This is a genomic window from Cellulosimicrobium sp. AB352 (genome assembly GCF_049538415.1).
In the GTDB taxonomy this organism is placed as follows: domain Bacteria; phylum Actinomycetota; class Actinomycetes; order Actinomycetales; family Cellulomonadaceae; genus Cellulosimicrobium; species Cellulosimicrobium funkei.
The window spans coordinates 135,520-159,790 of record NZ_JBMVFX010000003.1 but is presented as its reverse complement, the minus strand read 5'-3'; the positions used below and the strand labels follow the sequence as shown (position 1 = coordinate 159,790).

At 77.1% G+C, this 24,271-nt stretch carries 18 protein-coding genes; 7 read left to right on the top strand and 11 right to left on the bottom strand.

Annotated elements, in window-relative coordinates:
* Positions 1-5 precede the first annotated feature (5 nt).
* Positions 6-1,835 (top strand): DNA helicase RecQ, encoded by a 1,830-nt coding sequence (gene recQ / locus ACPCUX_RS03675; protein WP_423388184.1) that lies wholly within the window; start codon positions 6-8, stop codon positions 1,833-1,835.
* Between the two features lie 57 nt (positions 1,836-1,892).
* Here the strand turns inward: recQ and ACPCUX_RS03670 are convergent, their stop codons facing one another.
* Positions 1,893-2,276, bottom strand: a complete 384-nt coding sequence (locus ACPCUX_RS03670; RefSeq protein ID WP_085387735.1) for a tautomerase family protein — start codon at positions 2,274-2,276, stop codon at positions 1,893-1,895.
* An 86-nt stretch (positions 2,277-2,362) separates the two neighbouring features.
* On the opposite strand from ACPCUX_RS03670, the gene ACPCUX_RS03665 reads away from it, so the two are divergent.
* Complete coding sequence (locus tag ACPCUX_RS03665; RefSeq protein WP_423388183.1) at positions 2,363-3,205, top strand: YaaA family protein; 843 nt, start codon at positions 2,363-2,365, stop codon at positions 3,203-3,205.
* Positions 3,206-3,309: 104 nt separating this feature from the next.
* On the top strand, positions 3,310-3,645 hold the full coding sequence (locus ACPCUX_RS03660; RefSeq protein WP_034653128.1) for a TfoX/Sxy family protein: 336 nt from the start codon (positions 3,310-3,312) through the stop codon (positions 3,643-3,645).
* Between the two features lie 57 nt (positions 3,646-3,702).
* Here ACPCUX_RS03660 and ACPCUX_RS03655 read toward each other — a convergent pair whose 3' ends face one another.
* The 3 genes from ACPCUX_RS03655 to ACPCUX_RS03645 form a co-directional block, all read right to left on the bottom strand.
* Positions 3,703-4,962, bottom strand: a complete 1,260-nt coding sequence (locus ACPCUX_RS03655; RefSeq protein ID WP_423388182.1) for a bifunctional RNase H/acid phosphatase — start codon at positions 4,960-4,962, stop codon at positions 3,703-3,705.
* Entirely contained in the window at positions 4,959-5,702 is a 744-nt protein-coding gene (locus ACPCUX_RS03650) for a zinc ribbon domain-containing protein (protein ID WP_034653131.1), read from the bottom strand. Before ACPCUX_RS03650 ends, ACPCUX_RS03655 begins: the two co-directional genes overlap by 4 nt.
* An 82-nt stretch (positions 5,703-5,784) precedes the next feature.
* A complete protein-coding gene (locus ACPCUX_RS03645; protein WP_423388181.1) occupies positions 5,785-6,762 on the bottom strand; it encodes a Nif3-like dinuclear metal center hexameric protein in 978 nt (325 codons plus the stop codon).
* Positions 6,763-6,852: 90 nt separating this feature from the next.
* Between ACPCUX_RS03645 and ACPCUX_RS03640 the strand changes: the two genes are divergently transcribed.
* The 4 genes from ACPCUX_RS03640 to ACPCUX_RS03625 are packed head-to-tail and all read left to right on the top strand — an operon-like array spanning position 6,853 to position 10,385.
* Positions 6,853-7,299, top strand: a complete 447-nt coding sequence (locus tag ACPCUX_RS03640) for an ArsR/SmtB family transcription factor (RefSeq protein WP_085387731.1) — start codon at positions 6,853-6,855, stop codon at positions 7,297-7,299.
* Positions 7,296-9,008: a SulP family inorganic anion transporter gene (locus tag ACPCUX_RS03635; protein ID WP_423388180.1), complete on the top strand. Its 1,713-nt coding sequence runs from the start codon at positions 7,296-7,298 to the stop codon at positions 9,006-9,008. Before ACPCUX_RS03640 ends, ACPCUX_RS03635 begins: the two co-directional genes overlap by 4 nt.
* 17 nt (positions 9,009-9,025) lie before the next feature.
* On the top strand, positions 9,026-9,931 hold the full coding sequence (locus ACPCUX_RS03630; RefSeq protein ID WP_423388179.1) for a helix-turn-helix domain-containing protein: 906 nt from the start codon (positions 9,026-9,028) through the stop codon (positions 9,929-9,931).
* On the top strand, positions 9,897-10,385 hold the full coding sequence (locus ACPCUX_RS03625; RefSeq protein WP_363371121.1) for a VOC family protein: 489 nt from the start codon (positions 9,897-9,899) through the stop codon (positions 10,383-10,385). The genes ACPCUX_RS03630 and ACPCUX_RS03625 overlap by 35 nt, the downstream gene beginning before the upstream one ends.
* Before the next feature lie 28 nt (positions 10,386-10,413).
* Here the strand turns inward: ACPCUX_RS03625 and ACPCUX_RS03620 are convergent, their stop codons facing one another.
* The 7 genes from ACPCUX_RS03620 to ACPCUX_RS03590 are packed head-to-tail and all read right to left on the bottom strand — an operon-like array spanning position 10,414 to position 24,217.
* A complete protein-coding gene (locus tag ACPCUX_RS03620) occupies positions 10,414-12,105 on the bottom strand; it encodes a bifunctional 3'-5' exonuclease/DNA polymerase (protein WP_423388178.1) in 1,692 nt (563 codons plus the stop codon).
* Positions 12,102-14,213 carry a hypothetical protein gene (locus tag ACPCUX_RS03615; protein ID WP_423388177.1) on the bottom strand — a complete coding sequence of 704 codons (2,112 nt, stop codon included), beginning with the start codon at positions 14,211-14,213 and terminating at the stop codon, positions 12,102-12,104. The genes ACPCUX_RS03620 and ACPCUX_RS03615 overlap by 4 nt, the downstream gene beginning before the upstream one ends.
* Positions 14,210-15,415, bottom strand: coding sequence for a VWA domain-containing protein (locus ACPCUX_RS03610; RefSeq protein ID WP_423388176.1), 1,206 nt, complete (start codon positions 15,413-15,415; stop codon positions 14,210-14,212). The genes ACPCUX_RS03615 and ACPCUX_RS03610 overlap by 4 nt, the downstream gene beginning before the upstream one ends.
* Positions 15,391-17,910 carry a DUF5682 family protein gene (locus tag ACPCUX_RS03605; RefSeq protein WP_423388175.1) on the bottom strand — a complete coding sequence of 840 codons (2,520 nt, stop codon included), beginning with the start codon at positions 17,908-17,910 and terminating at the stop codon, positions 15,391-15,393. Before ACPCUX_RS03605 ends, ACPCUX_RS03610 begins: the two co-directional genes overlap by 25 nt.
* On the bottom strand, positions 17,901-19,034 hold the full coding sequence (locus ACPCUX_RS03600) for an ATP-binding protein (protein ID WP_423388174.1): 1,134 nt from the start codon (positions 19,032-19,034) through the stop codon (positions 17,901-17,903). The genes ACPCUX_RS03605 and ACPCUX_RS03600 overlap by 10 nt, the downstream gene beginning before the upstream one ends.
* Complete coding sequence (locus ACPCUX_RS03595; RefSeq protein ID WP_423388173.1) at positions 19,031-20,452, bottom strand: YihY/virulence factor BrkB family protein; 1,422 nt, start codon at positions 20,450-20,452, stop codon at positions 19,031-19,033. The genes ACPCUX_RS03600 and ACPCUX_RS03595 overlap by 4 nt, the downstream gene beginning before the upstream one ends.
* A 36-nt stretch (positions 20,453-20,488) precedes the next feature.
* On the bottom strand, positions 20,489-24,217 hold the full coding sequence (locus ACPCUX_RS03590) for a DUF4132 domain-containing protein (protein WP_423388172.1): 3,729 nt from the start codon (positions 24,215-24,217) through the stop codon (positions 20,489-20,491).
* Positions 24,218-24,271: the final 54 nt, after the last annotated feature.

Here is a 24,271-nt window from a genome sequence, read left to right as displayed (position 1 = left end):
CCCGGGTGGCCACAGCGACTGCGACCGACCCCGCGCTCGACGTGCTCCGGCGAGTCTTCGGGTACGACGCGTTCCGGGGTGAGCAGGCGGCCGTCATCGACACCGTCGTCAACGGCGGCGACGCCCTGGTGCTCATGCCGACCGGCGGGGGCAAGTCGCTGTGCTACCAGATCCCCGCCCTGGTCCGTCCAGGGACCGGCGTCGTGATCTCCCCGCTCATCGCCCTCATGCAGGACCAGGTGGACGCCCTCGCGGCGCTCGGCGTCCGCGCCGCGTTCCTCAACTCCACGCTGTCCTCGGAGGACCGCCGCGCCGTGGAGCGGGCGCTCGTGGCGGGTGAGCTCGACCTGCTCTACGTGGCGCCGGAGGGGCTCCGCAGCCGCGCCACCCTCGACCTGCTCGACAGGACGCCGATCGCGCTGTTCGCGATCGACGAGGCGCACTGCGTCTCCCAGTGGGGCCACGACTTCCGGCCGGACTACCTCGAGCTGTCGGTGCTGCACCAGCGCTGGCCGTCCGTCCCGCGCATCGCGCTGACCGCGACGGCGACGGCCGCGACGCGCGCCGAGATCGCCCTGCGCCTCGACCTGGAGGGCGCGCGGCACTTCGTCTCCAGCTTCGACCGCCCCAACATCACCTACCGGATCGTGCCCAAGGACCGGCCCGAGAAGCAGCTGCTCGACCTGCTGCGGACCGAGCACGCCGGGGAGGCCGGGATCGTCTACTGCCTCTCGCGCGCGTCGGTCGAGAGGACCGCCGCGACGCTCGTCGAGAACGGGATCCAGGCGCTGCCCTACCACGCGGGGCTCCCCGCGTCGGTGCGCGCCGCGAACCAGTCCCGGTTCCTGCGCGAGGACGGCGTGGTCATGGTCGCGACGATCGCCTTCGGCATGGGCATCGACAAGCCCGACGTCCGGTTCGTCGCGCACCTCGACCTGCCCAAGTCCGTCGAGGGGTACTACCAGGAGACGGGGCGCGCCGGGCGCGACGGGCTGCCCTCCACCGCCTGGCTGGCCTACGGCCTCGCCGACGTCGTGCAGCAGCGCAAGCTCATCGAGACGTCCGACGGCGACGCCGCGCACCGGCGCAACCTGGGCCGGCACCTGGACGCGATGCTCGCCCTCTGCGAGACCGTGGAGTGCCGCCGCGCCCAGCTCCTCGCCTACTTCGGCCAGGAGCACCCGGGGGCCTGCGGGACGTGCGACACGTGCCTCGCCCCGCCCGAGGCCTGGGACGGGACGGTCGCCGCGCAGAAGGTGCTCTCGACGGTGTTCCGTCTGGACCGCGAGCGCGGGCAGCGCTTCGGCGTCGGGCAGGTCGTCGACATCCTCCTCGGCCGGGACACGGAGAAGGTCCGGCGGTTCCGGCACCAGGAGCTGTCGGTGTTCGGGGTCGGGGACGACCTGTCCGAGAACGAGTGGCGAGCCGTGGTGCGCCAGCTCCTCGCCCAGGGACTGCTCACCGTCGAGGGCGCGCACGGGACGCTCGTGCTCACCGCGGCGAGCGGGGAGGTCCTGGCCCGGCGCCGCGAGGTCCGGATGCGGCACGAGCCGGCGCGTCCGGTGCGCGCGGCGAAGGGACGGAAGGCGTCGGCCGCCGCCGAGCTGGCCGAGGCCGACGTCCCGCTCTTCGAGGCGCTGCGCGCCTGGCGGGCGGGCGAGGCGAAGACCCAGGGCGTGCCCGCGTACATCGTGTTCGGGGATGCGACGCTCCGCGGGATCGCGACCGCCCGGCCCGGCTCGCTCGAGCGGCTCGCGCTGGTGAGCGGCGTCGGCGAGAACAAGCTCGCCCGGTACGGCGACGCGGTGCTGGCCGTCGTCGCCGAGGCAGGCTGAGCGGCCCCGCACGGGGCTCGGACCGCCCCCCGCCGCCCGAGGCAGGGGACGCGCGAGTCAGACGTCGACGCGGTACGACAGCGCGAGCTCGTCGCCGCTGACCCCGCGGATGCCCCAGTTCTCGCGCGGGCTCTCGAGGATCACGAGCTCCACGTCGTCCACCGTCAGGCCGAGGGCTGGCACGACGTCGTCGTACAGCGCCGCGACCAGCGCGCGCTTGGCCTCGCGCGTGCGGCCCGTGAAGCAGACGACCTCGACGACCAGGTACGCGTCCGAGCGCGGGGCGACCAGGTCGTCGTCGTCCAGGAGCAGGAAGCGGTGGAACCGCTTGTCCGGCGGGAGCTGCCACGCGCGCACGAGCGCGTCGTGCAGCGCGTCGGACACCTCCGTCCGCCGCGCGCCCCACACGCTGCGCCGTCCGTAGATCTTCACCTGGGCCATCGGGCGAGCGTAGCCGTGACGCACCCCACGCCGTCGGCCCCGGTCACCCGCGGCGGCGACGTCGCGCGCGCTCGTAGAGTGACCCGGTGCTCGTGCTGCTCCCCCCGTCCGAGGGCAAGACCCCCGCGCCCGACGGCGCCCCGCCCGTCGACCTCGACACCCTGACCTCCCCCGCGCTCACCGCGCACCGCGTGACGGTCCTCGACGCGCTCGCCGCCGCGAGCGCCCGGCCGGACGCCCACGAGGTCCTGGGCACGACGCCGGGGCTCGCCGAGGAGGTGCGACGCAACACCGTGCTGCGCTCGGCCCCGGCCGGTCCGGCAGCCGACGTGTACACGGGCGTGCTGTACGGCGCCGCGGACCTCGCGGGGGCGCTCGCCGCGGGCGGGGAGCCCGCGCGTCGGGCCCGCGAGGACGTGCGCGTCGTGTCGGGGTTGTGGGGCGCGCTCTCCCCTGCCGACCGGGTCCCGGCGTACCGGCTCTCCATGGCGGTGGACCTGCCGGGCGTCGGGAAGCTCGCCACGGCGTGGCGGCCCCACCTCGACCCCGTGCTCGACGAGCGGGCCGCGGGCGACGTCGTCGTGGACTGCCGGTCCGCGACGTACGTGGGCGCGTGGAAGCCGCGGACATCGGGCCCGCGGGCGGCCGAGTGGGTCGCGGTGCGGGTCGTGCGCGAGCACGCCGGGAAGCGGACCGTCGTCTCGCACAACGCCAAGCACACGCGCGGCGTGCTCGCCGGGCACCTCGTGCGCCGGGAGGCGCCGTCGCCGTCGTCCGCGGCCGGGCTGCTGGACGCCGCGCGCGAGCTCGTCGGCACGGTGATCGGGACCGAGGTCGGCTCGGGCCTCACCTACCGGCTGATCGAGGCGACCCTGCACGACGCCACGACGCGCAGCGGGCCGCGCACGCTCGAGCTCGTCATCTCCTGAGCGGTCCGCCCGAGCGGTCCGGGCGAGCGGTCCGGCGCGGTGGTCGGCCCGGGCCGGCGCCGCGTGCCACTGCGCCGGGACGGGCAGGGGTCCACAGTGGACCCATGGCCGTCAGCCAGGACCTCGCCGACCGCGTCCGCGCGGTGCTGGCGCCCCGCGCCCCGTTCGAGGAGCGGACGATGTTCGGCGGCCTCGCGTTCCTCGTCGACGGGCGCATGGCGGTCGCGATCTCCGGGGACGCCCTCATGGTGCGGCTCGGCACGGGCGGACGCACCGCCGCCCTGGAGCGCGGCGCCCGGCCGATGACGATGGGCACCCGCACGATGGCGGGGTGGGTCGTCGTCGACGGTCCGCGCCTGGCGGACACGCGCGAGCTCGACGCCTGGGTGGAGACCGGTCTCCAGGCCGCCCGCACCGCGCGTCCGAGGCCGCCGAGGTAGAGCCGCGGTCACGACCATGCCTCTACCTCGCGCTACCAGGCCTCTACCTCGGCCGGGTCAGAGGTCGCTCGGGACGCCCTGGGCCGTGAGCTCGCTCGTGCCGTCGGCCCACAACCGCAGGATGCTCACCGACGCCGGAGGGACGCGGATCCGCGACCACTGCTCGGGCGGCGCGCCCACGGACGTCCCGATCGCGGCCCGCACCTGGACGGCGTGACCCACGACGACGACGGTGCGGCCCGCGGGCCCGGCACCCGGCAGCATGGTGTCGACGAGGTCGCGGAGCCCCTGCCGGACGCGCACGCCGACGTCGGCGGCGGACTCGCCGCCCGGGGCCGGCGTCGTCCCGGTCGTGTACCAGGCGGGCAGGAGGCCGGGCCACCCGGCGTCGACCTCCGCGGCCGTGAGCCCCTCCCACGCGCCGAAGTCCACCTCGGCGAACCGGTCGTCGGTCGTCACGGGCACCCCGAGGCGGCGGCCGACGGCGCGCGCGGTCTCCTGGGCCCGGACCATGGGCGAGGAGACGACGGCCGACGGGCGCGGCAGGTCGGGCCATGCCTGGCGACCGATCCGGAACACCAGGTCAGCGGCCTGCGCGGCCTGCGTCCGGCCGCGCGCGGTGAGGGACGGTCCCGGCACCGACGAGTCGCTGAACGCGCCCGCGACGGTGAGCGGCGTCTGGCCGTGGCGCACGAGCACGACCGTGAGCGCGGGTGCGTCGTCGAACCGGACGGTGGCGCCCGACGGCCGGTCGGGCGTGTCGAGCGCCGCACCCTCGAGGACGGCGGGGAGGGTCGTCCCGTCCACGGGGACGGGTGCGGTCTCGGCCGCGGGGTCGGCCGCGGCGCCGGACGGCACCTCCGACGTGTCCGCGGGCTCGTGGTCGCGCACGACGGTGCCGCGGGTGTCCATCGCCTCGTTGGCGAGGGCGTCGGCCGCCGCGTTCTGCGCGCGCGGCACCCACTCGTAGGTGACCTGGGCGGCCGGCAGCACCGCCGCGGCCTCGGCCGCCAGGCGGCGCATGTCGTCGTGCTTGATCTGCCAGCGCCCCGACATCTGCTCGACGACGAGCCGCGAGTCCATCCGGACGGTCACGCGCGCGTCCGGGTCGATCTCCGCGGCGGCGCGCAGACCGGCGACGAGGCCCGAGTACTCGGCGACGTTGTTCGTCGTCGTGCCGAGGTACGCGGCCCGCTCGGCGAGCACCTGGCCGGTCGCGGCGTCGCGGACGAGCGCCCCGAAGCCCGCAGGCCCCGGGTTGCCGCGGGAGCCGCCGTCGGCCTCGACGACGAGCTGCCGACCGCTGGTGCCGCTCACGCGCCGGCGCCCTCCGGCCGCACCACGATGTGGCCGTAGTCCTCGAGCCGCACCACCTGGTCGGGCGCGGCCGACGTGATCGCCGCGAGCTCGGCCGGGCTCAGCGAGACGTTGAGCCCGTCGACGTGCTGGCCGCGCAGCGCGACGACGCCACGCCCGCCGTTCTGGTCGCGCACGCGCTCGTAGAGCGCGAGCAGGCCCGCGTCGAGGCCGGCGACGGCGTCCGTGCGCCGCCCCGCGACCTGCGCGGCCTCGGCGTCGAGCTCGGCGTACCGGGCGTCGCGCGCGGCCACGACCTCGGCCTTGGCGGACTCGAGCTCGGCGTGCGCCGACTCGAGCTTCGCGAGGGCCTCCTCGTGCGCCTCGAGCCGCTCCATGACGTCGAGCTCGACCTCCTCGAGGACGCCCTGCCGGCGGGCGAGCGACTCGAGCTCCGCGACGAGCGCCTGCGCGTCCTTCGCCCCGACCTGCCCGGAGTCCAGGCGCGACTGGTCGCGGGCGGCGCGCGTGCGCACCTGCTCGACGTCGCCCTCGGCCTTGGTCAGCTCGCGCCGGAGGTCGCTCACCGCGGTCCGCGACTCCACGAGCTTGCCGCGCAGGTCCTCGAGCTGGGCGTCGAGCTCGGCGATGCGCGCGTGCTCCGGCAGGTTCTTGCGCTGGTGCGCGAGCTGCTGGGCACGCGTGTCGAGCTCCTGGACGTCGAGCAGGCGGAGCTGGTCGGCGGGCGGTGCAGTGGCCACGGGTGGTTCCTTTCGTGGGCCCCGGGGCGGGGGCCGGCATGCGGGTCGGTGGGGACGGGTGGGGGTCGACGCGCGGCGGGCGTCAGCCCTGCGCGGTGGCGCGGGGCGGTCCGGCGTCGGCTGCGGGGTCGGCGGGTGCGGACGGGAACCGCGCCGTCCACGGGTCGGTGACGAGCGTGCTGACCCGCGTCTCCACGGCCGCGCCGGAGCGCGCGAGGACGCGCACGAGGTCCTCGGCAGCGTAGCGGAGCCACGGCCACTCCGAGGCGTAGTGCGGCACGTCGACGAGGAACGGCGTCCCCGCCTCGCCGCCGTCGAGCCGCGCGCGCTCGCGCAGCTCGGACACGGGGTGGTGGCGCAGGTCCGACGTGAGGTAGACGTCGGCCCCGCTCGCGCGCACGGCGTCGAACAGCGAGTCGCCGGACCCGCCCACGACCGCCACCGACTCGACGCGCGCGTCGAGGTCGCCCGCCACGCGCACGCCCTGCACCGTCGGAGGCAGCACCTGCGCGACGCGCTCCGCGAAGGCGCGCAACGTCGTCGGCTCCGCGAGCCGGCCCACGCGGCCGGTGCCGGTGCGGGCCGCCTCGTGCGGCGACGGCGCGGGGTGCGGCACGAGGGGGACGCGGTGCAGGAGGTCGAGCGCGTCGGCGAGGGCGTCCGCGACCCCCCGCTGCGCGGCGTCGGCGTTGGTGTGGGCGACGTACAGCGCGCACCCGCCCCGGATGAGGCGGTGCACGAGCGAGCCCTTGAAGGTCGTCGCGGCGACGGAGTGCACCGGCCGCAGGAACAGCGGGTGGTGCGTCACGAGGAGGTCGGCGCCCCAGGCCAGCGCCTCGTCCGCGACCTCCTCGACGGGGTCGACGGCGAGCAGCACCTTGCGCACGGGCGCGTCCGGGTCGCCGGCGACGAGCCCGACGGCGTCCCAGTCCTCCGCCGTCGACGGCGGGTACAGCTCGTCCAGCGTCCGCACGACGCGGCCGAGCGTCGGGTGCCCCGCGCCCTCGGCCGCCGGGTCCGCAGGAGACGTGTCGGTGCTCGGGTCGGGCGCGGCGGTCATGGCGGCAGGCTATCCCGGGCGGGCCGCCGGACGCCGCTCGCCATGGTTTGATGGATTGCGCAAGCCATCATCCCGTAGCCCGGAGGACCCGTGCCCCGCCCACCCCGACCCGACGACGGCGCCCCGGCCACCGACGAGACCGCCCCCCTCTACCGCATCAAGGCCGAGCTCTTCCGGTGCCTCGCGCACCCCACGCGCATCCAGGTGCTCGAGGTCCTCGCCGCCGACGCCGACCACACCGCGCCCGTCTCCGTGCTGCTCGACGTCACCGGGTGCGAGGCGTCCCAGCTCTCCCAGCACCTCGCGGTGCTGCGCCGGGCGGGCGTCGTCACCTCGACGCGCAGCGGGAACGCCGTCGAGTACCGCCTCGCCGAGCCGCTCGTCGCCGAGCTGCTCGTCGTCGCACGGGCGTTCCTCCTGTCGAACCTCGCCGGCGCGTCCGACCAGCTCGAGGCCGCGCGGCGGCTCCCGGCCCTGCCCGGCGCGTCCGCGCGCGCGGTGCTCGACGCGACCACGGCGTCGTCCCCCTCGGCATGAACCGCCTCGCCGCCGTCCGCGACCTGCTGCCCCGACGCTCCGACTACGACCTGCGCCCCCGGACCCTGCGCGCCGACCTCCTCGCCGGCGTCACCGTGGGCGTCGTCGCGCTCCCGCTCGCGCTCGCGTTCGGCGTCAGCTCCGGCGTCGGGGCCGCCGCCGGGCTCGTCACCGCCGTCGTCGCCGGCGTCGTCGCGGCGGTCCTCGGCGGGTCGAACCACCAGGTGTCCGGACCGACCGGGGCGATGGCGGTCGTGCTCGCGCCGGTCGTCGTCACGCACGGCCCGGGCTCCGTGGCGCTCGTCACCGTCCTCGCCGGGCTCGTGGTCCTCGTCGCCGGGCTCGCCCGGCTCGGGCGCGTCGTCACGTACATCCCGTGGCCGGTCGTCGAGGGGTTCACGCTCGGGATCGCGTGCATCATCTTCCTCCAGCAGGTCCCGGCCGCGGTCGGCGTCGAGGTCGCGCCCGGCCACAACACCCTCGTGTCCGCGGTGGAGGCCGTGCGCGCCGCCGTCACCGACGTGCCCGCCGCCCCGGCACTGTGGACGCTCGGCTGCGTCGCGCTCGTCGCCGCGACCATGGTGCTGCTCCCCCGGCTCCACGCGGGGATCCCCGCGTCGCTCGGCGCGGTCGTGCTCGCCACCGTCCTCGTCGAGGTGCTCGGTGCGCCCGTCCCGCGCATCGGCGCGCTGCCGTCGTCGCTGCCCGCGCCCGTCCTGCCGTCGGTCACGCCCGGCGCGCTGCGCGACCTCGGCGGCGCCGCGCTCGCCATCGCCGCGCTCGCCGCGATCGAGTCCCTGCTGTCCGCGCGCGTCGCGGCGACCATGGTCCAGTCCGGGCCGGGCGGCGGTTCCGTCTACCAGCCCGACCGGGAGCTCGTCGGCCAGGGCGCCGCCTCCGTCGCCAGCGGCCTCTTCGGCGGCATGCCCGCCACGGGGGCCATCGCCCGCACCGCGGTGAACGTGCGCTCCGGCGCCCGCACGCGGCTCGCCGCCGTCGTGCACGCGGTCGTGATCCTCGCGGTCATGTACCTCGCCACCGGCCCGGTCTCGCGGATCCCGCTCGCCGCGCTCGCCGGCGTCCTCATGGTGACGAGCTTCCGGATGATCGGCGGGCGCACCATCCGCTCCGTCGTCGGCGCCGGGCGCTCCAGCGCGGCGACCTTCGCCGTGACCGCCGTCGTCACCGTCGCGTTCGACCTCGTGCAGGCCATCGAGATCGGCATCCTCGTCGCCGCGTTCTTCGCGCTGCGGACCGTCGCCCGCGCCTCCGGGGTCCACCGCGAGCCGCTGCCCGGCCCCGCCGAGCCGGGCGACGAGCACGTCGCGCTCTTCCGCCTCGAGGGGTCCATGTTCTTCGGCGCCGCCGACCGCGTGCTCGCCGAGGTGACCGACGCCTCGGCGCACGAGGACGTCGCGGTCGTCGTCCTGCGGCTCTCCCAGCTCCGCATGGTCGACGCGACCGGGGCGAAGGCGCTCGGCGGGCTCATCGAGGGTCTCGAGGCGCGCGGCGTCACCGTCCTCGTCAAGGGCGTCCAGGACCGGCACCGCGCGCTGCTCACGAACGTCGGCGCGCTCGCCGAGCTCCGGCACGAGAACCACCTGTTCGACACGCTCGACGACGCCGTCGAGCACGCGCGCTCCCACGTGCGCCGCGCGGCGAGCGGCACCGACGTCCCGCAGGTGCGCGGTCTGCGACCCGCGACGTGAGTGCCTAGCCTGGAGCCGTGCACGAGTACGTGCGAGCCCTGCCGCCGGCGCTGCCGCCCGGCGTCGTGTCGATGGTCGGCTACCGCCTGCGGACCGCGACGACGGACGGGACACCGTCCGTCCACCGCGGCCTGCCGTCGCCGTGGCTCACGCTCGTCGTGAGCACCGCGGGCGCCGTGCCGACGGCGGTCGGGCCGGACGACGCCCCGGTGGGCTACGCCTCGCTCGTCGGCGGTCTGCACACGCGGCCCGCCTACATCCACCAGCCGCCCGAGCAGGCGGGCGTGCAGCTCGCCCTCGACCCCCTCGCGTGCCGCGAGCTGCTCGGTGTCCGGGCCGGCGACCTCGGGCTCGTCGAGGACGCGGACGCGGTGCTCGGGCCCGTCGCCGAGCGGTTGCGCGATCAGGTGGCCGAGGCGGGCTCGTGGCCCGCGGCGTTCGACGTCGTGCGGGCGGCGCTCACACAGCCCGGGGCCGTCGCGCCGGGTGGCTCCGTCGCCCGGCGCGACGGCGTGCGGCCCGACGTCGCGGAGGCGTGGCGGGTGCTGGTGCGCACGCACGGGCGCGCCCGGGTCCGGGACGTGGCCCGCCACGTAGCGCTGGGCGAACGCCGCCTGGAGACGCTGTTCCGGGCGGAGCTCGGGGTCTCGCCGCGCGCGGCGCGCGGGCTCGCGCGGTTCGACGCGGCCCGTCGTGCGGTGCAGCGCCTCGCCCTCGGCCGCGGGCCCCGCACGCTCGCGGACGTCGCCGCGAGCGCCGGGTACGCCGACCACTCCCACCTCGTGCGCGAGTTCCGGCGGTTCGCCGGCACGACGCCGACCGGGTGGGTCCAGGAGGAGGTCGGGAACATCCAAGCCGGGGGCCACACCGACGGCCCAGCCTGGGACCATGAGCATCCACGAGAGCACCCGGGACACCGCTGACCACACCCCCGCTGCCGACGCGGCCGGGACGCCGACCGGGGCACCGAGCCCCCAGGTCTGGCCCACCCTCCAGGCGCGCGACGCCCGCGCGCTCGTCGCGTTCCTCACCGACGTCGTCGGGTTCGTCGCGACGGCCGTCATGGCGGGCGACGACCGCGACGTCGCGCACGCCCAGCTCGACTGGCCGCACGGCGGCGGGATCATGCTCGGCAGCCACTCCCCCGAGCGGGAGTGGTCGCGCGAGCCGGGGACGTGCGGCACGTACGCCGTCGTGCCCGACGACGCCGCGATCGAGGCGCTCGACGCCCGGCTGCGCGCGCGCGTGCCGGGTACCGGCGGTCGCGTCGTCGTGCCGCTGCGGGACACGGACTACGGGAGCCGCGAGCTCGTGCTCCGGGACCCCGAGGGGAACCTCTGGTCCTTCGGCACGTACCGCGGCGAACCGCGACGGTGACTGCACCGGGCGTCCTGCCCGCCGCGCCTCACTTCGCCTCGGCGTAGTGGTCGACGACCGCGACCGTGAGCGGGAAGTCGACCGGGAAGTCGCCGAACAGGAGGCGACCCGCCTCGGCCGCTGCGGCGCGGACCTCGTGCGCGACCGTCTCGGCGAGCTCGGCCGGCGCGTGCACGACGACCTCGTCGTGCAGGAAGAAGACGAGGTGCGCCCGGTCGGCGAACGGGGCGGGCGCCGCCCCGGGGGTCGCGGCGAGGGGCAGGTCCCACAGCCGCCGCCGGATCGACGCGAGCCAGCACAGCGCCCACTCGGCCGCCGTGCCCTGCACGACGAAGTTGCGCGTGAACCGGCCCCAGGCCCGCGTGTACGACCGGGCCCGCGCCTGCGCGTCGGCCCCGGACCCTGCGTCCTCCGTGGCACCGACCTCCTCGACCGCGTACGCCCCGTCCTGCGCGGCGTGCCACGACTCGCCGGGGCGCGGGGAGCTGCGGCCGAGGAGCGTCGAGACGACCTCCCCGCGCTCGCCGGCATGGGCGGCGCGCTCCACGAGGCCGATGGCGTCGGGGAACGCCTTCGCGAGCCGCGGGAGCACGAGCGCGCTGTCGCCGGTCGTGCCGCCGTACATCGCGCCGAGCATCCCCACCTTCGCGTGGTCGCGGGTCGCGACGGCGCCCGACGCGACGATCCCCGCGTACATGTCGCCCCCACGGCCCGCGGCGGCCATGCGCTCGTCGTGCGCGAGCCCGGCGAGCACGCGCGGCTCGAGCTGCGCGGCGTCGGCCACGACGAGCCGCCAGCCCGGGTCCGCGACGACGGCGCGCCGCACCTGCTTCGGGAGCTGCAGCGCTCCCCCGCCGCTCGACGCCCATCGGCCCGTGACGACCCCGCCCACGACGTACTCGGTACGGAACCGGCCGTCGTGCACCCAGGTGTCGAGCCACGCCCAGCCGTTCGCCGTGAGGAGCCGCGCAAGCTTCTTGTACTCCAGCAGCGGCTCGACGACGGGGTGGTCCGCGCGCTCGAGCTCTCCCTTGCGCAGGGACCGCACGCCGACGCCCGCGTACTGCAGCGCCTTGAGCAGGTCGGGGTGGGAGTCGGGGTTGAGCGTGGGCGGCGCGTCGAGCGCCGCGCGGATGCGCGCGACGAGCTCCTCCATGCGCGCGGGCCGCTCGCCCGGCCGGGGCCGTGGTCCGAGCTCGCCGCTGAGGATCGCGTCGTGCACGTCGGCGCGCCACGGCACGCCCGCGTGGTGCATCTCGGCGGCGACGAGCGCACCCGCGGACTCGCCGGCCAGCAGGAGCCGCAGCCGCCCGGCGGCGTCCGGCCCGTCCGCGGCGGCGACGGTCGCGAGCTGGTCGCGGAGCTCGGCGACGGGGTCGAGCCGCACGCTCGGGCCGTCCTGCGCACCGAGCTCGAAGAGCCCGACGGGCTGCCGCGGCGCGGACGGGTCGCGCCCCGCCGGCACCGCGGCGAGCGCGTCCCAGGGCCCGGGGTCGCGCCGCGCGAACGGCGTGCCCGCGACGAGCCGCGAGCGTCGTAGCAGCACGTGGGACAGGCGCAGGTCGTGCGACCGCTCCACGCGCCGCCCGGCCGTGAGCAGGGGCGGGTACCACCGGTTCGTGTCGTCCCAGGTCTCGCGGACCGGGTCCGCCGGGCCGTCCGTGACGTGCTCGACCCGGGCCCGTCCCGGCGAGCCGACGTGGACGGCGTAGGTGCTCACGCGATCGCCTCCCGTGCTCGGGGCCCGGGGGCGGGCGCGGCGGCCACGGCGCGCGCGAGCGTCCGACCACGGGACGCGACGAAGCCGGCGCGCAGGAGCCGAGCCGCGTCGGGCTCGTGCGCGACGAGGCCGACCGTGGCGGCGAGCGTCGTCGCCCCGAGGTCGTCGGCGGTGCGCGCTGCGCGCGCGAGCGCGCTCGCCTGGTGCGGCGTGAGGTGCCGGCGCCCCGTGGCGGCGAGCGCCACGACCGTGTCGAGCAGCGTGTCGCACACCTCCTCGACGGGCGTGGGCACGACCACCTCCCGCGCGTGCGTGCCGGCGCGCCCGCGCAGCGACCGGACCCGGGCGCGGAGCCGGGTCCAGGGGGTCGACCACGCCCGGTGGTCGTACGCCGGCGTCAGCGTCGGGACGACGACGTCGAGGCCCTCGCCCGGGCGGTCGACGAACAGCCCGACGGCCTCGTCGCGCCGCGACGCGAGGTCGCGCTCGACGGCGACGGCGACCACGCGCCGGTTCCCCGCCGCGACCCCGAGCAGGGTGTCGCACGCGGCCTCGTCCGCAGCGTCGACGCGCACGACCGTCTCCGCGCCGTCCGCCGCGACCAGCGTCCACCTGAGCTCCTGGGCGACCTCGTCGAGGCCGATCGCCCCTGCCTCGCGCACCATGACGACCCGCACGGCGGCGGGTGTCCGGCCGAACCCGGCCTCGGCCCGCGGCGGGGTCGTCGCGGTGCGGGCCGCGACGTCGCGGAGCTCGTCGGCGTCGAGCGCCCCGAGCGGCCCGACGTCGGGCCCCTCGCCCGCGCGCAGCCCGGTATCCGCACGCTCGATCGCGTCCCGCAGCGCGAACGGGCCGCGGCACAGCGCCTCGACCGAGCGGCCCCAGACGAGCGGGAGGTCCCACGAGCGCCGGAAGGTCGGGTCGGCGCCCGGCGGGCGGCCGGTGGTGACCGACCGCACGCGCCCGGCGTCCGCGTCCCACAGATGCATGGTCACACCCCGCGCGCCCGACGCCGCGACCCACCACCGTGCACCGAGCGGCACGACCCGCGCCAGGTCGGTCGGGCGCTCGTCGGGCGTGCCGGCGTCGGGCGGGGGGACCGCCTGCACGTACGCCCACAGCTCGGCCAGGGCCAGGAGGCAGTCCGTCTCGTCGACCGCGTCGCGGTGGTCCGCGAGCGCCTCGAGCCGCCCGACCGCGGACGTGACGAGACGCTGGACCGCGGGCCGTCGGCCGAGCCGCGCCACCACGCCCGCACCGCGCAGCTCCTCCAGGTCGTCGCGGCCGACGTGCGAGAGCCCGACGTCGAGCAGCCGCTCGACCGCGCGCACGACCTCGTCGGCCACCGCCCGGGCGTCGGGGACGCCCGTGGCACGCGGCGTCGCAGCGGCCCGCTCGGGCCAGGGCCACGGACGACCGTGCGCACGCCACACCTGCACGAGCGCCTCCAGCCGCCACCGGCGCTCGTCGGCGTCGCTCCACGCCGCCCCCTCGCGGGCCACGAGCATCCCCGGGAACCCCGCCCCCGCGACGTACGTGACGCGCGGCGCGCCGGGCCACGAGACCTCCGCGCGCGGGCCGTCGACCGCCACCTCCACGGGCGGCCCACCGACCGCCCCCTCCACGGGGAGACCGTCGGCCGACGCCTGCGCGGGACGAGCGGGCACCGTCTCGGCGACCGCCCGCACGACGGCGGCGCCCGCGGCACGGTGCACGACGCGCGGGTCGAGCGCGAGGATCTCCGCCACCGGGTCCGGGGCGGGAGGGGACGGCGTCGCGCCGTCACCTGCCACGGCGGGAGGCGGCGCGGGTGCGGCACCCGTCCCCCGCGCCCACAGGCTCGCGGCCACGACGTGCTGGCACGTGCCCGGCGTCGGGCACGCGCACCGCGCCCCGGCGGGACCGCGCGCGTCGAGCTCGACCCGCACCCCGCCCACGGTCACCACGACGCCGTCGGGGCGCGCCTCGACCGGCTCGACCCGCCCGGCGGCGACGTCCTTGCGGGCGCGCCGGACGAGGCCCGGGCTCGCGAGGGTGGCGAGGGCGTCGTCGTCGTACCCCGCGTACACCGCGGCCCACGCACCGAGCCCGGCGCCGGCCCCGCTCACGGGAGCACCTCGCCGAGCCACTCGGCGAACCGCTCCGGCGTGAGCGCCGCGATCTCCATGCCCTGCTCGGCGAGCCGGCGCGCGACGCCGCGGTCGTACGCGGGGTTCGCCTGCCCGTCGAGGGCCGCGAGCCCGAGCAGCCGGACGCCCGACGCGTGCAGGCGCCCCACCGCGGACACCAGCTGCGACACCGAGCCGCCCTCCTCGAAGTCGCTGACGAGCGCGACGACCGTGCGCCGCGGGTCGCGCACGTGCTGCTCCGCGTACCGCACGGCGCGCGCGATGTCGGTCCCGCCGCCGAGCTGCGCGGTGAGCAGCACCGTCACGGGGTCGTGCGCGAGGTGCGACATGTCGACGACCGCCGTGTCGAACAGGACGAGGCGGACCGTGATCCCCGGCAGCCCCGCGAGGATGCCCGCGCTCACCGCGCTGTAGAGCACCGAGGCCGCCATGGACCCCGACTGGTCGACGAGCAGCACGACGTCGTACGACAGCGCCCTGCGCCGCCGCGCCGAGAAGCGCAGGTCCGTGACGAGCAGGCGCCTGCGCTCCGGGTCCCAGCGGCCGAGGTTCGCGCGGACCGTCGCGGCGGCGTCGAACGTGCGGCTCGACCGCACGAACGAGCGACGGGTCCGGTCCCGGCGCCCGTCGACGGCCGTCACGAAGCGGGGGCGCAGGCGGCGCACCACGTCCTCGACGACGCGCGCGACGATCCGTCGCAGCCCGTCCTGCACCTGCGGCCCGAGCCTGCCCCGCACGCGCAGGAGCGCCGACGCCAGCTCCGTGCTCGGCTCGACGGCCTCGACCGCCTGCGGGTCCGCGAGCAGCTCCGTCATGCCGTACCGGCCGACCGCCTCGACCTGCATGCGCTCGAACGTCTCGCGCGGGAACAGCTCGCGCGCCGACCCCAGCCAGTCGAGCCCCTCGACGACCGACCCGCCGTGGCCGCCTCCGCGGCCCCTGCCCCCGTCGCCGTCGGGGTCTCCCCCGGTGCCGTGCCGGTGGCCGCGCGCGGTGTACTCGCGGTCGTAGAGGTGCCCGAGCGTGCGGTCCAGCGCCTGGTCCGGCGGCGCCACGGGCAACGCGTCGCCCGCGTACCGGCCCAGCACGAGCCGCCAGCGCCGCGCGGCCTCCTGGTCGTCCGCCCGCCCGGCCACGCCCAGACCGCCGCCCGCCGTCACGAGGCGCTCCCGCGAGCCCACGCGCCCAGCCCGTCCCGCTCGAGGACGGCGACGAGCTCGCGCTCCACCACCAGCGCGGCCCGCAGGTCGTCCTCCGAGACGTGCACGCGCCGGTCCAGCGCGTCCGCGCGCGTCCCGGTGCGGGCGGCGACACGCTCGGCGAGCCGGTGCGTCTCGGTCGGCCGCAACCACGTGAACGCGCGCCGCAGGTCCGGCAGGACCGCTCGGAACGCGTCCTCGTCGAGACCACGCAAGCCCTCGTCGACGGCGTCGAACATCTCCGGCGTGTGGAGCAGCAGGTCCGGGGCCGCGCGCAGGACCCCGCCGAGGAACGCCGTCGCCGCCACGGGGTCCGCGCCGGGTGCGAGCTGGGCCCGCACCCGCTCGACGAGCCCGCGGTCACCTGGCTCGTCAGCGAGCTCGTCGTCGAGCTCGTCGTCGACGGCGGCGAACGCGGTGAGCGCGCCGCGCACCGCCGGGGACGCGTCGGCGTCCTCGCGGACGCGCGCGAGCGCCTGCCCCACCGTCGCGGCCGCCGAGCCCGGTCCGTCCCGGCCCGCGCCGCGCACGTCACGCACGAGGGACCGCAGCGCGACGAGGCTCGCCAGGGCGTCGTCCTGCGTCGTCGCGTCGGCCGCCGCGAGGTCCGGGACCAGGTACGCGGCCGTGGCCAGCCCCTGCTCCGCGAGGTCGAGCAGGGCCTGCGCGTGGTCGCCCAGCTCCAGCTCGACGCGCGCCCGCCACAGCGCGACGAGCCGTCGCATGCCCGCGACGACGGACGCGAGCGACGGGTCCACGTCGAGCGTGGAGCGCACGAGCGCGACGAGCGGGGGCAGCCGCTCCGGGAGCCCGACGACGACGCACTGCGCGACGAGGCGCGCGACGGCGTCGCTCGAGCGCTCCTCGCGCGCCCGCTCGCGGGCGTCGTCGAGCAGCGCGACCGCGACCGCCTCGAGCGTCGCCCCGCGGTGGGAGAGCTCGACGAGGCGCGCCTCGACGAGCGGCGTCCACGCGTACGTCCACTCCTCCAGCACGAGGCCCAGCCCGCGGCCCGCGACGTGGTCGGGGCCGGAGACCCGGCGGGCGAAGCCCAGCTCGAGGAACGCGCACAGCGCGAGGAACCGGCGCCGGTCGCGGTGCGCGGCACGACGGCGGGCGTCGAGCCGCACGGTGCGCGGCACGGCGTCGGACACGTCGAGGCGCAGCGCTCGGGCGCGGGCCCGCGCCTCCTCGACGAGCGGCGGGGCCGCACCGCCTGGGGCGACGTCGCCGAGCGCGCGCCCGGCGAAGACCTCGGCGACCGCGAGACCGAGCGGGCGGTCTCCCGCGGCGTCCAGGTCGTCCGGGTCCTTCACGTAGCACGAGGTGATCGCGTCGAGCAGGTCGGTGCGGCACGGCCAGGGCCGTTCCCGCAAGGCCGCGAGCCGGTGCGCGTGCTCGACGGCGGCCTGGGACTGGGCCACGCTCACGAGGGCCCCGCGCTCCGACGCCCCGCGCCCGACGTCGACCAGCACCCCGGCCGCGGCGGCAGCAGGCCCGGCCGGGTCGTGGTGCGCGGCCCAGAGCCGGTCGTAGTAGCCCGGCGCGGGCATGCCCGCGCCGTACCCCCGCAGGGCGTCGAGCCGCTCGTCGTCGTAGCGGACGAGCCACGCGGGGGCGTCGGCGAGGTCGCCGTACCCGTCCGCGGGGCGCCGCGCCACGACCGCCGCGCCGTGCTCGCTCCCTTCGAGCGCCTCGACGAGGGCGAGCGTGTGGAACGCGCCCGTGACGACGACGACCGGCCCGTCCGCACGCGCGGCGTGCTCCGCGACGCGCGCGGACATGCGCGCCTCGCGGTCGAGCGAGCCGTCGGCGGCGAGCGCCTCGTCCTCGTAGTCGAGCCGCGCGAGCGCGGCCCACGCGAACACGTCGTCGACGAGCTCGCGCCAGTCGTGCAGGCGCGCCGTCTCGCGCGCCTCGAAGAGGTGGTCCCACAGCTCGTCGTGGTCGCGGCACCCGAGCCGCTCCGCGAGCCGGGCGACCGTGCGCGAGTGCGCGAGGTGGCGCTCCGCGAGGACGGTCCGCGCGGCCGCTCCCCGCTCGTCGTCCTCCTCGGCCGTCCGTTCCCCCCACGGGGAGTCGACGAACGCGAGCTCCGCGCCCGCCGCGTGCCCCGCGCGCAGGGCGACCCACTCGGGCGAGTACCGCGCGAGCGGGTAGAAGCCCGCGGCGCGCACGCCGCCTCCCGCGGCGTCCGCGAGGTCGCCGGCGAGGCTGAGGACCGCGACGGGCGGGACCGTCCGCTCGTCGAGCAGCGCGGGCAGGAGGCGCGTGTACTCCTCGGGCCCCTCGACGAGCACGACGGACGGCCGGACCTCGGCGACCAGCGCGGCCACCGCGACCGCGCAGGCGGGACTGTGGTGGCGCACCCCGACGAGGTGCACGCCGTCCCGCTCGCGCAGCAGCGCGAAGTCGTGGGCCGCCTGGCGCAGCCGCGGCGGCGCGGCGCCCCACGCGGCGCGCAGGGCTACTGCCACAGGTCGCCCGCCGCCGTGAGGAAGTCCTTCCAGCGTGCGTCCGACCGCGCGCGCTCCCGCACGACGTTGTCCACGTAGTGCCGCAGCCGCCGCGCGTCCTCCTCGTCGCCCTTGAGCGCGACGCCGCCCACCTGGCGCGCGACCTGCCCGGCCGTGACCGTGCCGTCGCCGAGGTAGCGCGCCTCGAGCGACGCCGCGATCGCGACGTTCACCGCCTCCGCCGTCGACATCACGGTCTCGGGGCGCTTGACCGGTGCGCCGCTCGCCGTCGTGCCGGTGCGCAGGTCCTGGAACACGGTGACGAGCACCTCGAGCACGTCACGGTCGAGCACGGGACGGTCCGCGGCCGGCCCCAGTTCCGCCGTGAGGCGCGTCTCGACGAGCTCGATCTCGAACGCGCGGTCGCGGATCGGCGCGACCGTCTCGAAGTTGAAGCGCCGCTTGAGCGCGGCCGACATCTCGTGGACCCCGCGGTCGCGCAGGTTCGCCGTGGCGAGCACGTTGAATCCGGGCCGCGCCGCGACACGGGCGTCGGCGCCGAGCTCGGGGACCATGAGCTGCTTCTCGGACAGCACGGAGACGAGCGTGTCCTGGATCTCCGGGGCGCAGCGCGTGATCTCCTCGAACCGCGCGACGCGCCCGCTCTCCATCGCGCGGTAGACGGGCGACGGGACGAGCGAGCGCTCGCTCGGCCCCTCCGCGATGAGGAGCGCGTAGTTCCACGAGTACCGCACGTGGTCCTCGCTCGTGCCCGCGGTGCCCTGCACCGTGAGGGTCGACGTGCCGCTCGCGGCCGCGGCGAGCAGCTCGGACAGCAGGGACTTGGCCGTGCCGGGCTCACCGACGAGCATGAGGCCCTGCCTGCCGAGCAGCGACACGACCGCGCGGTCGACGAGCGGGTCGTCACCGAAGAACTTGCGGCTCACGCCCAGCTCCCGGTCGCCCACGACGAACGCCCGCACGGCGCGCGGGCTCAGGCGCCAGCCCGGCGGGACGTCGGCCCCGCGTCGGGCGTCGGCCTCGGCGAGCGCCGCGAGCTCGTCGGCGTACCGGACCTCCGCCGGCGGTCGCAGCTCGGCGAGCGCCAGGGGCGCCTGCTCGTCACCGGTCGTCGTGCTCGTCACCCGGGCTCCTCCTCGGTCCGGTCGCGGGCGCCGTGCCCGTGGTCCTGCAGGTCAGCGTAGGAGCCGCGTCCCACACGGCCGGCGCCGGTGCCGCGGGAGCGGTCGTCGACGGGTTCGGCGGCCGTGCCCGTCACGGGGGCGCGCTCCCCACCGGCCCAGGATGCGCCCGTGGCACGTCCCGCCGGGACCACGCGGTGCGGGTCGGCCTCCGCGTTCACGACGCCGCCCACGAGCACGACGATGCTCGTGAGCCAGCCCCAGAGGACCCCGGCGAGGACGAGGCCGAGCATCTGCCCGGCCGCCTGGACGACCGCCGTCGTCCCCGCCTCGGAGCCCGGCGCCGCCGGTCCCGCGAGCCGGACGTAGAGACCGAACCCCCAGGACACGAGGAGGACGCCACCGGTCCCGACGGCCGCGCCGGGCAGGCACCGCCGCCACGTCGTGTCGACGTTCGGTGCGTAGCGGTAGAGCAGCGTGAGGTACGCGCCGCAGACGAGCACGACGGTCGGCCAACGCAGCACGTCCCACGTCTGCCGGAAGGCCGCGTCGAGGCCGAGCCGCTCGGCCAGGTCGGCGCCGTCGCCCAGGAGCGGGCCGACGACGACGAGAGCGACGACGGACACCGCCGTGACGATCGCGCCGAGGGCGAGCGCGACCCCCAGGACGTACTGCGCCACGACCCCGCGGCGCCGCTCGACGCCATACGCGTCGTCCAAGGCTCGGACCGCGGCGCGGAAGACGCGGCTCGCGAGCCAGAGCGCCACGAGGAACGACCCGACGGCGAACCCGGTGCGCTGCTCGTCGAGCAGGCTGTCGACGAGCGGCGCGACGACCGAGGTCGACACGTGCTCGGCGAACACCGTGGTGAGCCCGCCGACGATCGACGAGCGGATCGAGTCGACGGTGTCGTCGCCGAGGAGCGGGCGCAGGAAGCCGAGGCTCGACCCGATCGCGGTCGTCAGCGGGATGAGCGAGATGAGGCCGTAGTACGACATCTCGGCGGCGAGGCCCGTGACGCGGACCCCGGCGACGCGGAACGCCGAACGGGCGGCGACGTCGACGACGCGCACGCCTCGCACGCGCGGCCCGGTGCGCGCCGCGGCGGCGAGCACGCGGTCCTGCCACGCGACCCGGCCCGCCGCGCGCTCGCGCCGCCGCGCCGTCCACGGGCGGACCACCGCTCGCGCGCACCACGTCCCGGCGGCGACCGCGCCGGCCGCGGCGGGCACGCTCGCGAGGGCGCCGAGCGCCCGGGTCCCGCCGTCGTCCGCGGCGACGGCCACCACGACGACGACCGCCCCGACGCCCGCGAGGGCGAGCAGCGTCGACGTCGCCGTGCTCACGGCGGACCGGACCGCCGTCGACCGGCGCGCGAGCACGGCGACGAGCAGCCAGGCGAGCGTCGCGACGACGATCACGGGGCGGCGCCGCCGCTCACGGGAGCGTCCGGCGGGTCACCACTGGCTCTTCCGCTCCCAGTCGGGGTCGAACGAACCCGCCTCGGCCACCGCCACATAGTCCCGGTAGGCCTCCGCGACGAGGACGGGCGGCAGGTCCGCGATCCGCGCGGTCCCCCGTCCGGAGCCGCGGCCCGTCCGCTCGAACGTCAGCGCCGTCACCGCGGCCGGGATGTTCTCCTCCGGGACGAACGACCCCGTGAACTCGATCTGCACGACGATCCCCGCGCTCGTGAACGCCTTGGTGTACGCGCTGAACCACCCGGCGTCCTCGGCCTGCGAGCGGGAGTATCCCCGCTTCGTGGCGCGCCCGCGGATCGAGAAGCTGTCGGAGAACCAGCCCTTGTGGTCGTCGATCGCGGTCGCGCCCGCGGGGACGTCGGGCGTCGCGACGTCGAGCTGCGCGAAGAGCGGGGTGACCTCGTAGTCCGCCAGGTGCGCCGTCCAGGCCGCCGTCGCCTCCGGGCCGAGCAGGACGGCGTGCGCGAGCCCGACCGTGGACCCCTCCCCGAGCTCCACGTCCTCGTCGTCGGCGTCGACGAGCGCGCCGCCGTCGGGCCGGAACGGGCGGGCACCCTCCGTCCCGGGGTTCTCGACCCAGACGAGCCGCTCGACGAGGCGCGACATCACGGGGTGACCGAGGAGGTACTCCTGCCACTCCGACGCCGTCCACGTGCGGCCCACGCACATCGCCTCGTAGAGCCGCTGGTTCTGCAGGGCGACCACGGCCTTGAGCTCCTTGCGGCTCGCGGTGAGCTGCTTCTTGGCGGCCGCGACGAGCTCGGGGTCGTCCTGCGCCCGGGGCGCCGGGAGCGCCTTGACCACCTTGCCGGCGTCGCTCGTGAGCTCGAGCGTGAACGCGGGGGTGATGCGCCCGACGTACTCCCGGGAGCCGAGGTCGAGGTGGAGCAGGCCGTCGTCCTCGAAGCCCGCGGTCTGGACGGTGCGGTCGGCGAGCTGGTCCGCCGTCCAGCCGCGCCGCTCCGCGAGCTCGCCCGCGAGCCGCTGCGCGGTCTCCTGGACCGTCGCCTGGCGGAACCGCCGCGAGACGGCGAGGAGCTCCTGGATCGCGGCCGGCTGCCCGTTCGCCGCGAGCGCGTGCACGAGCGCCTCGGTCTGCGCGCGACGCCCGACGTGCGCCTTCGCGTAGCGCTGGAACGTCGCGGCGAGCTCGGCGCCCGGCATCGCGACGGTCAGCGCGAGCAGACCCTTGTCCTTGACCGCCGAGCCGACGTACGTGGCCTGGTGCTCGCGGTACAGGTCGCGGTGGTGGTCCTCGAGCGTCTTGGACGCCTCGACCGAGTAGTGCTCGGGCGAGCGCTTGGCCCAGGCCTGGTACTGGTCGTACCGCAGCTGGGCACCGGCCGTCGCGTACGCGTCGCTCTCCTGCGGCGAGGGGTTGCGCGTGTCCTGCGCGACCCACGCCGCGAGCACGTGGCTGCCGAGCCGTGCGCGGTCCTCCTCCTGGAGCAGCGACAGGTACCGCTCCAGCAGCCCGGCACCGCTCGGGTCCTTGAGCTTGACCGCGAGCACGACCCACCAGCGCAGGACCGTCGGGTCCACCGGCGAGCCGTCCGCCGCCCAGCGGGCCGCGGGCAGCGCGTCGAGGTCGAACCACGCCATGCTGACCGGCTTCTTCGCGCGCAGGCCCTTGGTCGCCTCCGCGAGCAGCGCCTCGGGCGCGAGGTCGGCCGAGATGTCCTCGCCCAGCGCCTCGAGCGCCGTGAGGAGCGCGGCGCGCACGACCTCGCTGCGCTCCTTGCCCAGCGCGGCGCGCAGCGCAGGCACCGCGTCGACGTCGCCGAGCCGGGCGAGCCACTCCGCCGCGCTGCGGCGCACCTCGGACCGGCCGTTCCCCAGGCCCTGCTCGGCCAGCCCGCGCACCCCGGGGTGCGTGCTCAGGGCCGCCTGCGCCGTCGCACGATAGGTGCGGCCCTCACCCAGTGCGAGCTCGGTCAGGCGCGGCAGGAACCGGCGCGGGACCTGCGGCAGCTGGGCGAGCACCGCGAGCGCCCGGGCCGGCTTGGCGCTGCCGTACGTGCGCTCGCGGTCGTCGAGCGCGGCGGCGAGCCGGTCGAGGTGCCCCGCGTAGTAGGGCCACGCGTGCTCGGGCGTCACCGTGTCGGTCGCCCACCAGGTCGAGAAGTACAGCTCGTCGACCAGCGCCCCGGCGTCGTCGCGTCCGACGCGCCGCAGCGCCTCGTCGAGGACGCGCAGGTCGACGTCGAGCAGGTCGCCCTCGTGGAGCCGGTACCAGCCGAACCGCTCGCTGCGCCCGCGTCCCTCGTTCCCCTGCAGCCGCAGCCGGTGCAGGAGCGTGATGCCGGGGAGGCGCGAGAAGACGCCCGGCGCGGACAGCCGGCGCATGACGACGCCGCCGGGGCGCCGGGCGCTCGTCCCGGACAGGAACGCCGCGAAGACCCGGAGGTCGTCGTCGGTGATGCCCGGCAGCTCCTTGAGGTCCTGCTCGACGGTCAGACGGCGCCACCGCGGCCACCCGTCGTCGTCCTTCTTCCCTGCGTGCGCCGCGTGGTCGGCGCGGGCGCGCTCGAGGGCGGTGTCGATCGCGGCCCGCGCGGCCCGCACGAACTCGTCGCCGAGCACCGTCTCCGGCAGCGGCTCGAAGGGCGGCACGTCGATCTCGGGCTCGTCCTCCTGCGCGGCGTCGAGGACACGCGCTCGCTCGACGGTGTCGCGCAGCAGCGTCGCCCGGGCGCCCGTCGACCGCTCGGCCGCCTCCTCCAGGGCGGCCAGACCGCCGTCGACCTGGGCGAGCCGTGTCACCACGGCGCCGAGCCGCGAGGCCGGGAGCGACGTGAGCAGAGGGGCGAGGAGCTCGCGCTGGCGCGCCGCGGGGAGCGGGACGAGCGCGGCGACCGCCGCCTCGCGCACCGCCTTGCTCGTGTCCGCGGCGAGCGCGGCGAGCAGCGGGGCGAACGTCTCGGTCGCCGCCGGGTCCGCCGCTACGAGCGCCACGAGCTCACCGCGCCCCGCGGCGCTCACCCCCGGCAGCACCCGCGTCGCGACGTCCAGGTGCGCGACGACGAACTCCCGCGCCGGGTCGCCGAGCAGCGCCGGGCCCAGGTGCCTCGACGCCCAGCCGGCCGACGCCGGCCGCTCGAACAGCTCGCGCAGCACCACCGCCGGCGCGTCCGCCTCCGGCACGCCGCCCTCGACCGCGAGGGCCACGAGCAGGTCCGGCGTCCAGCGGTCGGGCGCGCCCTTGCCCTTCTGGCCGTGCCTGCGTTCGTTCGCGCGCCGCGACATGTCGTTGACGAGCGTCGTGAGCCAGCGCGGGTCCGACGCCCGCTCGCGGTCCACCTCGGACGAGACCGCGCTGAGGACGCGGCCGAGGCGTACGAGCTCCGGGACGGTGACGGAGTCCGAGAGCGTGTAGAGGTTGGAGCGCGCGGTGACCGCCTTCGCCGACGTCCACCCCGGCACGGCGGCCTTCAGCCGGTCGTCCTGGGCAGGGGTCGTCCACGAGTAGACCCCGGACTGGCCGGGACGGCCGAGGAGGGCCTCGACGTCGCCGCCCCGCAGCGCCTCCAGCTCGAGCAGCACCTCAGGGCCCTCGCCCCGGTGCACGTACGCGACAGCGCGGTCCGCGAGCTCCGGCGACGCGACCGCGAGCACCTTCAGGGCGTCGACGAGCCGAGCGCTCGGGCGGTCGCCTCCCGTCTGCCCCTCGTCACGCCGGAACAGACCCTTGACCTTCTCGAGCACCCTCTACCTCACCGTCACGTCGTCGCTGCTGGTGGGCCCGATGCTAGGGGTGGG

Bases quoted from the DNA above. Each gene is read 5' to 3' on its own strand.
- ACPCUX_RS03670 (WP_085387735.1), bottom strand. From the start codon at position 2,276: ATGGCCCAGGTGAAGATCTACGGACGGCGCAGCGTGTGGGGCGCGCGG.
- ACPCUX_RS03660 (WP_034653128.1), top strand. From the start codon at position 3,310: ATGGCCGTCAGCCAGGACCTCGCCGACCGCGTCCGCGCGGTGCTGGCG.
- ACPCUX_RS03645 (WP_423388181.1), bottom strand. From the start codon at position 6,762: ATGACCGCCGCGCCCGACCCGAGCACCGACACGTCTCCTGCGGACCCG.
- ACPCUX_RS03635 (WP_423388180.1), top strand. From the start codon at position 7,296: ATGAACCGCCTCGCCGCCGTCCGCGACCTGCTGCCCCGACGCTCCGAC.
- ACPCUX_RS03625 (WP_363371121.1), top strand. From the start codon at position 9,897: ATGAGCATCCACGAGAGCACCCGGGACACCGCTGACCACACCCCCGCT.